Source organism: Massilia sp. Root335 (assembly GCF_001425685.1).
Taxonomy (GTDB): Bacteria; Pseudomonadota; Gammaproteobacteria; order Burkholderiales; family Burkholderiaceae_D; genus Telluria; species Telluria luteola.
Genome location: NZ_LMCY01000032.1, coordinates 112,309 through 120,160 on the forward strand (window position 1 = coordinate 112,309; position 7,852 = coordinate 120,160).

The 7,852-nt window shown below is 64.7% G+C and carries 7 protein-coding genes; 4 read left to right on the plus strand and 3 right to left on the minus strand.

What is annotated here, in order from left to right:
* The 3 genes from ASC93_RS32225 to ASC93_RS17880 form a co-directional block, all read right to left on the minus strand.
* On the minus strand, positions 1-219 hold a 219-nt coding region (locus tag ASC93_RS32225; protein ID WP_229412775.1), incomplete at its 3' end, for an NAD-dependent epimerase/dehydratase family protein.
* The gene (locus ASC93_RS17875; RefSeq protein WP_056445174.1) at positions 216-1,229 is read right to left on the minus strand and encodes an NAD-dependent epimerase/dehydratase family protein; all 1,014 of its coding nucleotides are present in this window, start codon (positions 1,227-1,229) and stop codon (positions 216-218) included. The genes ASC93_RS32225 and ASC93_RS17875, both read right to left, overlap by 4 nt.
* A complete protein-coding gene (locus ASC93_RS17880) occupies positions 1,226-2,593 on the minus strand; it encodes a UDP-glucose/GDP-mannose dehydrogenase family protein (RefSeq protein ID WP_056445177.1) in 1,368 nt (455 codons plus the stop codon). Before ASC93_RS17880 ends, ASC93_RS17875 begins: the two co-directional genes overlap by 4 nt.
* A 254-nt stretch (positions 2,594-2,847) precedes the next feature.
* On the opposite strand from ASC93_RS17880, the gene ASC93_RS17885 reads away from it, so the two are divergent.
* The 4 genes from ASC93_RS17885 to ASC93_RS17900 all read left to right on the plus strand — a co-directional run bounded on the left by ASC93_RS17885 (position 2,848) and on the right by ASC93_RS17900 (position 7,519).
* A complete protein-coding gene (locus ASC93_RS17885) occupies positions 2,848-4,053 on the plus strand; it encodes a glycosyltransferase family 4 protein (RefSeq protein ID WP_056445180.1) in 1,206 nt (401 codons plus the stop codon).
* A gap of 82 nt (positions 4,054-4,135) precedes the next feature.
* Positions 4,136-5,563 (plus strand): S41 family peptidase, encoded by a 1,428-nt coding sequence (locus tag ASC93_RS17890; RefSeq protein ID WP_056445183.1) that lies wholly within the window; start codon positions 4,136-4,138, stop codon positions 5,561-5,563.
* Positions 5,564-5,695: 132 nt separating this feature from the next.
* A complete protein-coding gene (locus tag ASC93_RS17895) occupies positions 5,696-6,817 on the plus strand; it encodes a beta-ketoacyl-ACP synthase III (protein ID WP_056445186.1) in 1,122 nt (373 codons plus the stop codon).
* Positions 6,818-7,027: 210 nt separating this feature from the next.
* A complete protein-coding gene (locus tag ASC93_RS17900; protein WP_056445188.1) occupies positions 7,028-7,519 on the plus strand; it encodes a hypothetical protein in 492 nt (163 codons plus the stop codon).
* Positions 7,520-7,852: the final 333 nt, after the last annotated feature.

The window sequence follows — 7,852 nt, forward strand, 5'->3', positions numbered from 1 at the left end:
GAGGATCACGTCGCACTTCTTGACGTGGTACTCGACCCATTCCTTGTTGATGGTGATGTCGCCTTCGAAAAAGTGCATGCGCGGATTGCCGAGCAGATCGGTGATCCGCTCGGAATTCATATCCATGCCATACACTTCCCAATCGGTCGTCTCCAGGATGCGCTTGGAGAGATGGTGGCCGATAAAACCGTTGACGCCGAGGATGAGGACTTTTTTCATTTCAGGTAGGAAACATTTTCACGTATCGCCCGATTATACCACTGCGCAAATTCACGCAAACCCGCCTCCAATGTCGTCGTGGGTTTGTAACCGACCCACGCCTGCAGCTTGCTGGTATCGGCGTGCGTCGCCGGCACGTCGCCCGGCTGCATCGGCTGGAAATCCAGCGTCGCCTTGACGTCGAGCGCGCCTTCCAGCGTGCGAATGAAATCCAGCACCTGCACCGGCGTCTGATTGCCGATGTTGAAGATGGCGTGCGGCGGTTTGCCTTCCGGCGTGGTCGGCTTGAACAGCAACCGTACGACGCCTTCGACGATGTCGTCGATATAGGTGAAGTCGCGGTACAGCTTGCCTTCGGCGAAGACGGGGATCGCCTCGCCCGCCAGCATCTTGCGCGCGAAGCTGAAATACGCCATGTCCGGGCGGCCCCACGGACCGTACACCGTGAAGAAGCGCAGGCCGGTGGTCGGAATGCCGTACAGATGGCTGTACGAATGGGCCATCAGCTCGTTCGACTTCTTCGTCGCGGCGTACAGGGACACCGGCGCGTCGGTCACGTCGTCCTCGCTGAACGGCGTCTTGGCGTTGGCGCCGTAGACGCTGCTGCTGCTGGCGTACAGCAGGTGCTCCACCTTGTGGTTGCGGCAGGCTTCCAGCATGTGGCCGAAGGCGACGAGGTTCGCCTGGACGTAGGCGGCCGGGTTCTTCAGCGAATAGCGCACGCCGGCCTGGGCGGCCAGGTGCACGACGAGCGCCGGTTTGACGCGCTCGAACAGCGCGGCCACCTGGTCGCCATCGCTCAGCTCGACAGTCTCGCACGGCACGCCGGCCGGGTTCAACAGGGCCTCGACGCGATGATGCTTCAGCGCCGGATCGTAGTAATCGTTGAAATTGTCGCAGCCGACCACGGTATGACCCATGGCGCTCAAGCGCACCGCCACCGCGCTGCCGATGAAGCCGGCGGCGCCGGTGACGAGGATCGTGCCTTTGTTACTGACCGCTGCCGTCATTGCTCGACTTTCCCGGAACGGCGGCCGATGCCTTCATACACGAGGCCGGCGTTGTGGAACGCTTCCGGATCATAGATGTTGCGGCCGTCGAACACGGCCTTCATTTTCAGGTTCTCGGCCAGGAACGGCAGGTCCGGCGCGCGGAATTCCTTCCATTCCGTGACCAGCACGAGCACGTCCGCGCCTTCGACGGCCTGGCGGGCCGACGGCACGATGCGCAGGCGGGCGTTGCACACACTCTCGCCGTGCTCGGCCAGCAGCACGCGCCTGGCTTCTTCGCTGGCGACCGGATCGTAGGCGATCACGTTGGCGCCGGCGTCGAACAGCGACTTGATCAGGATGCGGCTCGGCGCCTCGCGCATGTCGTCCGTGTTCGGCTTGAACGACAGGCCCCACAGGGCGATCGTCTTGCCGTTCAGGCCCTGCGCGCCGCCGAAGAAACGCGCCAGCTTCGTGAACAGCACGTTTTTCTGGGCGTCGTTGACCTTCTCGGTCGCGGTCAGCATGTGCAGCGGCTGCGCGTGGTCGGATGCCGTCTTGATCAGCGCCTTGACGTCTTTCGGGAAGCAGGAACCGCCATAGCCCATGCCGGCGTACAGGAAATCCGGACCGATGCGCGGGTCCATGCCGATGCCCAGGCGCACGGCTTCGATGTCGGCGCCCAGCAGTTCGGACAGGTTCGCCAGCTCGTTCATGAAGCTGATGCGAGTGGCCAGCATCGCGTTCGCGGCATATTTCGTCAGCTCGGCGCTGCGGATGTCCATCTCGACGAATTTCTCGTGGTTGCGGCTGAACGGCGCGTACAGCTGGCGCATCTGCTTGCCCGCGTCGACATCGTCGAAGCCGACCACGATGCGGTCCGGCTTCATGAAGTCGTCGATCGCGGCGCCTTCCTTCAGGAATTCGGGGTTGCTGACGACGTGGAACGCGACGTTCACGCCGCGCTTCTCGAGTTCGCCGGCGATGGCGCGCTTGACCTTCTCCGCGGTGCCGACGGGCACGGTCGACTTGTCGACGATCACGGCCGGCTTCGTCAGGCGTTCACCGATGCTGCGCGCGGCCGACAGGATGTGGGTCAGGTCGGCGCTGCCGTCTTCGTCCGGCGGCGTGCCGACGGCCAGGAAGATGATGTCGGCGTGGCTGACGGCGTCGTCGTAGTTCGACGAGAACAGCAGGCGGCCGGCGGCGGCGTTGCGCTGGACGAGATTGTCCAGGCCGGGTTCGTGGATCGGGATGATCCCGTCCTTCAACATCGTGATCTTGCGCGTATCGACGTCCAGGCACAGCACGGTGTTGCCGACGTCGGCGAAGCATGCGCCAGACACCAGTCCGACGTAACCAGTCCCGATAACTGAAATTTTCATAATCTCTACAGATTGAGGTGTTGGGCCATGGGACGCCCGCGCTGCATGCCGGTTCGCCTCATGAGGGAGTGGGCCGGTGGACTTGCCGCCGGGTTAAAAACTAGACGAATTTATCATAGATTTCTGACGAGCACGCTACGCGAGTTACATTTTTGCCATTAAACTATGGCATGTTCCGCTAGAAAACACAGGTAATTGCAATCTATTACATAATAGATGCTACGCTCTGCCCTTCCGCTCCGCGAAGATCGTCGATGAAGCTCCTTACATTCAGTTCCCTGTTCCCGAATACGGTCAAACCCAGCCACGGCATCTTTGTCGAGACCCGCTTGCGCTACCTGCTCGCCAGCGGCCAGGTCGAATCGAAGGTCGTGGCGCCGGTGCCCTGGTTCCCGTCGCAGAATCCGCGCTTCGGCGACTACGCGGCCTTTTCCAAGGTGCCGGCGTCGGAAACCCGCTACGGCATCGACGTCACGCACCCCCGCTACCTCGTCATTCCGAAGGTCGGGATGACGGCGGCGCCGTGGCTGATGGCCCAGGCCTGCAAAAAGGAGATCGGGCGCATCATCGACGAGGGCTACGACTTCGACGTCATCGATGCGCACTACTTTTATCCGGACGGCGTCGCCGCGGTCATGCTGGGCAAGTATTTCAACAAGCCCGTCGTGATCACGGCCCGTGGTACCGACATTAACCTGATTCCGCAGTACGCGCTGCCCAGAAAGCAACTCATGTGGGCGGCAAACAACGCCGCCGGGATGATCACGGTGTGCAACGCGTTGCGCGACGAGATGATCGGCCTTGGCATTTCCGGCGAGCGCATCGTCGCCCTGCGCAACGGCGTCGACCTGCAGCGTTTCGTGCCGATGGACCGGGCCGCCGCGCGCACCCAGCTCGGGATGGACGGCTTCACCGTCATCTCCGTCGGCGTGCTCGACCCGCGCAAGGCGCACGACCTCACGATCGGCGCGCTGCCGATGCTGCCGGACGTAAAGCTGCTGATCGCCGGCATCGGACCGGAGCGCAAGAAGCTGGAAGCGCTCGCCGCCAGCCTGGGCGTGACCGACCGCGTGAAATTCCTCGGCGCGGTCCCCCAGACCGAACTCAAGCATTACTACAACGCGGCCGACGCGATGATCCTCGCTTCCAGCCGCGAAGGCTGGGCCAACGTGCTGCTCGAATCGATGGCGTGCGGCACGCCGGTGGTGGCAAGCAACGTCTGGGGCACGCCGGAAGTGGTGGCCGCGCCGGAAGCGGGCGTGCTGATGAAGGAACGCACGGCCAAGGGCATCGCCGACGCGCTGACAGCATTGCGCCGCAACTACCCGGACCACGCCGCCACCCGCCGCTATGCCGAGGGTTTCAGCTGGGACGACACGACCAACGGCCAATTGGCGTTGTTTTCACGCATCATCAACAGCCGCGGCGCCTTGCCGGCCGGCCGGCGCGCCGTCGCCTGACCGTCTTCCTGCGCACCCGGGCACCACGCCCGGGCCGCGGGACGGTTATACTGGACCGCAGTTCCCTTCTCGCTCCATCCACATGCGCTCCAGCTTCAAGAACGTCGCCCTGGTCACCCTCGGCGTGGTCCTCGGGATCGGCGTCACGATGCAATACTCGGCCCTGGCGAACAAGCCGGTCGCCGGCATGCCCATCGAGGGCCTGCACCAGCTGGCCCATGCCTACAACACGATCAAGGCCGACTACGTCGAGCCGGTCGAGGACCGCAAGCTGCTCACGCAAGCCATTTCCGGCATGGTCGGCGCGCTCGACCCGCACTCGGCCTACCTGGACCGCAAGGCCTACCGTGAACTGCGCGAAGGGACCGAAGGCAAATTCGTCGGCCTGGGCATCGAGATCAACCAGAGCGAGGAAGGCTATGTGCGCATCGTCACGCCGATCGAGGACGCGCCGGCCGCCCGCGCCGGCATCCGGGCCGGCGATCTGATCACGCACGTCGACGGCGCGGCGGTCAAGGACATGGACCTGGACGAGGCCATCAAGCGCATGCGCGGCGAGCCGCACACGAAGGTCGTGCTGACCGTGCTGCGCAAGGACGCGCCGGCGCCGCTGTCGTTCACGATCGTGCGCGACGAGATCGTACAGAAGAGCGTCAAGGGCAAGATCGTCGCGCCCGGCTACGCCTGGGTGCGCGTCTCGCAGTTCCAGGAACCGACCGTCGACGACCTCGCCACCAAACTGGCCGCGCTGGCGCAGGAAGAACCGAACCTGAAAGGCATCGTGCTCGACCTGCGCAACGACCCGGGCGGCCTGCTGCAGGGTGCGATCGGCGTGGCCGCGGCCTTCCTGCCGAAGAATGCCGAGATCGTCTCGACGAACGGCCAGCTGGAAGATTCGAAGGCGCGGTTCTACGGCAGCCCCGAGTACTACCTGCTCAGCCGCGGCAACGACCCGCTCGACAAGGTGCCGGACCTGTATAAGACCATTCCGATGGTCGTGCTGGTGAACACGGGCTCCGCCTCGGCGTCGGAAATCGTCGCCGGCGCCCTGCAGGACCACAAACGCGCGGCCATCGTCGGCAGCCAGACGTTCGGCAAGGGCTCGGTGCAGACGATCCGCCCGCTGGCCGGCGACACCGCGGTGAAGCTCACGACGGCGCGCTATTACACGCCCAGCGGCCGCTCGATCCAGGCGCGCGGCATCGTGCCCGACATCCCCGTCGACGAGAACGCCGACGGCGACGGCCTGAACGCGCTGCGCATGCGCGAGGCCGACCTGCAGCACCACCTCAAGAACGACACCAGCCGCGCGCCCGAGGATGCGACGAACCACGACGACATCGAGGAGCAGATGCGCATCCTGGCGGCCGAGCGCACCCGCAAGCCGCTCGAATTCGGCAGCGCCGACGATTTCCAGCTGGCCCAGGCCCTGCATCACCTGCAGGGCTTGCCGGTGCAGTTGTCCAAGCGCGCCCAGCCACCCGCCTCGCTCGCACAACAAGCCCACTGATTTCCCACAACGCCTGTACTGACGGGCTTCCTGTCGAGTAGGCCCTCGGTTCCCACCGTCAGTACGATTGTGTAGAATCGCCTGATTCCCGGGGTGTTGCCTCCCGTTATTGTCCATGAAAGTCTGTCAACCATGAAACCTGTCGTCATCAGCGGCACCGGCCTGTTCACGCCACCGAATTCGATTTCCAACGATGAGCTGGTGACGGCCTTCAATGCCTACGTCGAGCTGTTCAACGCCGAGCATGCCGATAACATCGCGGCCGGCGAGGTGGCCGCGCTGGAGCCGTCCAGCAGCGCCTTCATCGAAAAGGCGTCCGGCATCAAGTCGCGCTATGTGATGGAAAAGGCCGGCATCCTCGATCCGACCCACATGACGCCGCGCATCAAGGAGCGTGCCGACGAGGAACTGTCGCTGCAGGCCGAGATCTGCATCGCCGCGGCGCGCCAGGCCCTCGCGCGCGCGGGCCGCACGCCGGCGGATATCGACATGGTCCTGGTCGCCGCCAGCAACATGCAGCGCGCCTATCCGGCGATGGCCGTCGAGGTGCAGGACGCGCTCGGCATCGAAGGTTATGGCTTCGACATGAACGTGGCCTGCTCGTCGGCGACCTTCGCGATCCAGACCGCGGCGGCGGCCGTGCAGACGGGCCAGGCGCGCGCCGTGCTCGTGCTGGACCCCGAAATCACGAGCGCCCACCTGAACTTCCGCGACCGCGACAGCCATTTCATCTTCGGCGACGCGTGCACGGCCATGGTCATCGAGGCGGCCGAGACGGCCACGAGCGCGCACCAGTTCGAAATCCTCGACTCGAAACTCAAAACGAAGTTCTCGAACAACATCCGCAACAACTTCGGCTTCATGAACCGTTTTGACGAGGACGGCGTCGGCCAGCCCGATAAACTGTTCCGCCAGCAAGGCCGCAAGGTGTTCAAGGAAGTGTGCCCGATGGCGGCCGCGATGATCCGCGCCACCGTCGAAGGCGTGGGCCTGCAAATCGAGGACATTTCTCGCTTCTGGCTGCACCAGGCGAACCTGAGCATGAACCAGCTGATCACGCGCACCCTGCTGGGCCGCGACGCCACGCCGGAGGAAGCGCCAGTCATCCTCGACACGTACGCGAACACGTCGTCGGCCGGCTCGATCATCGCATTCCACGCGCACCAGGACGACCTGGCCAGCGGCAGCCACGGCGTCATCTGCTCGTTCGGCGCCGGCTATTCGATCGGCTGCGTCGTCGTGCGCAAATTGTAGGGTGGGCGGCCTCCGCCCACGCGTTGCGCCAGCACGGCGCAAACGTCACGCGTGGGCACGTTTCGTTTGAGGCCCCCGGCCTCAAACGCCCACCCTACGGTAGTTCCAGTCCTACAAAGGTGCGCTCCCTGTTCCTCTGGAATAGCGCGTTCCCCGCGCGCATGATCCTTCTGTCAGCGCATCAGCATGCGCAGCTCACAGGAGGATCAAATGTCGAAACAAAAAGGGCCGGACACCACGCATTCCCGCGGCATTGCCAAGGAAAAAACCGTCACCGTCGCGGAAAACAGCCAGCAGCCGCGCGCACCGGGCTGGGTGGCGCCGGGCAGCGCCAACGTCCAGTCGGCCAATGTCGAACAGCTGGGTGCGGCCCTGCGTTCGCGCGGATCGCTGCAGGGCGGCCTCGACAACGCCAACGTGGGCAGCCAGCGCGGCGGCGCCGGCGGCCAGCAGGCCGGCTGGAGCGCCCGCCAGAGCGCCCAGCGCATGCAGGCGCGCGGCGAGGAAGACCGCCTGAACGCGGCGCGCCAGTCGGGCTACGGCGGCATGGAACAGCAGCAGAAAGGCGGCGCGCTGGAATCGCCGACGGGCTCCATGCAGAGCGATGCCAACACCCCACGCCAGGGTGATCAGACGGCGCAGCCGGCATCGGATAATCCCAGCAGGAAGAGCAAGAAACGCAGCAGCGGGGCCGGGCAGTAAAGGCGGTCAGCGGTTGCTCTCTGAACCGTCGTCCCCGCGCAGGCGGGGACCCAATTACCTGGCGCAGCAAATCCGATCTTTCGACTCCGGATACTTGACTTGGGTTCCCGCCTGCGCGGGAACGACGGATGATGACTGCCGGCGCGAAACGACGTATTGGTCCCCGCCCGGACGAAACGAGGTATGGTTTCCGCCCGCGCGGTAACGCCGTGTTTTCGTTCCGGGTTTCCGGGTCATAAACGCGCCGCCAGCTCGGCGCCTTCCCGGATCGCCCGCTTCGCATCCAGTTCCGCCGCCAGCGCCGCGCCGCCGATCTTGTGAAACGGCGGCCCG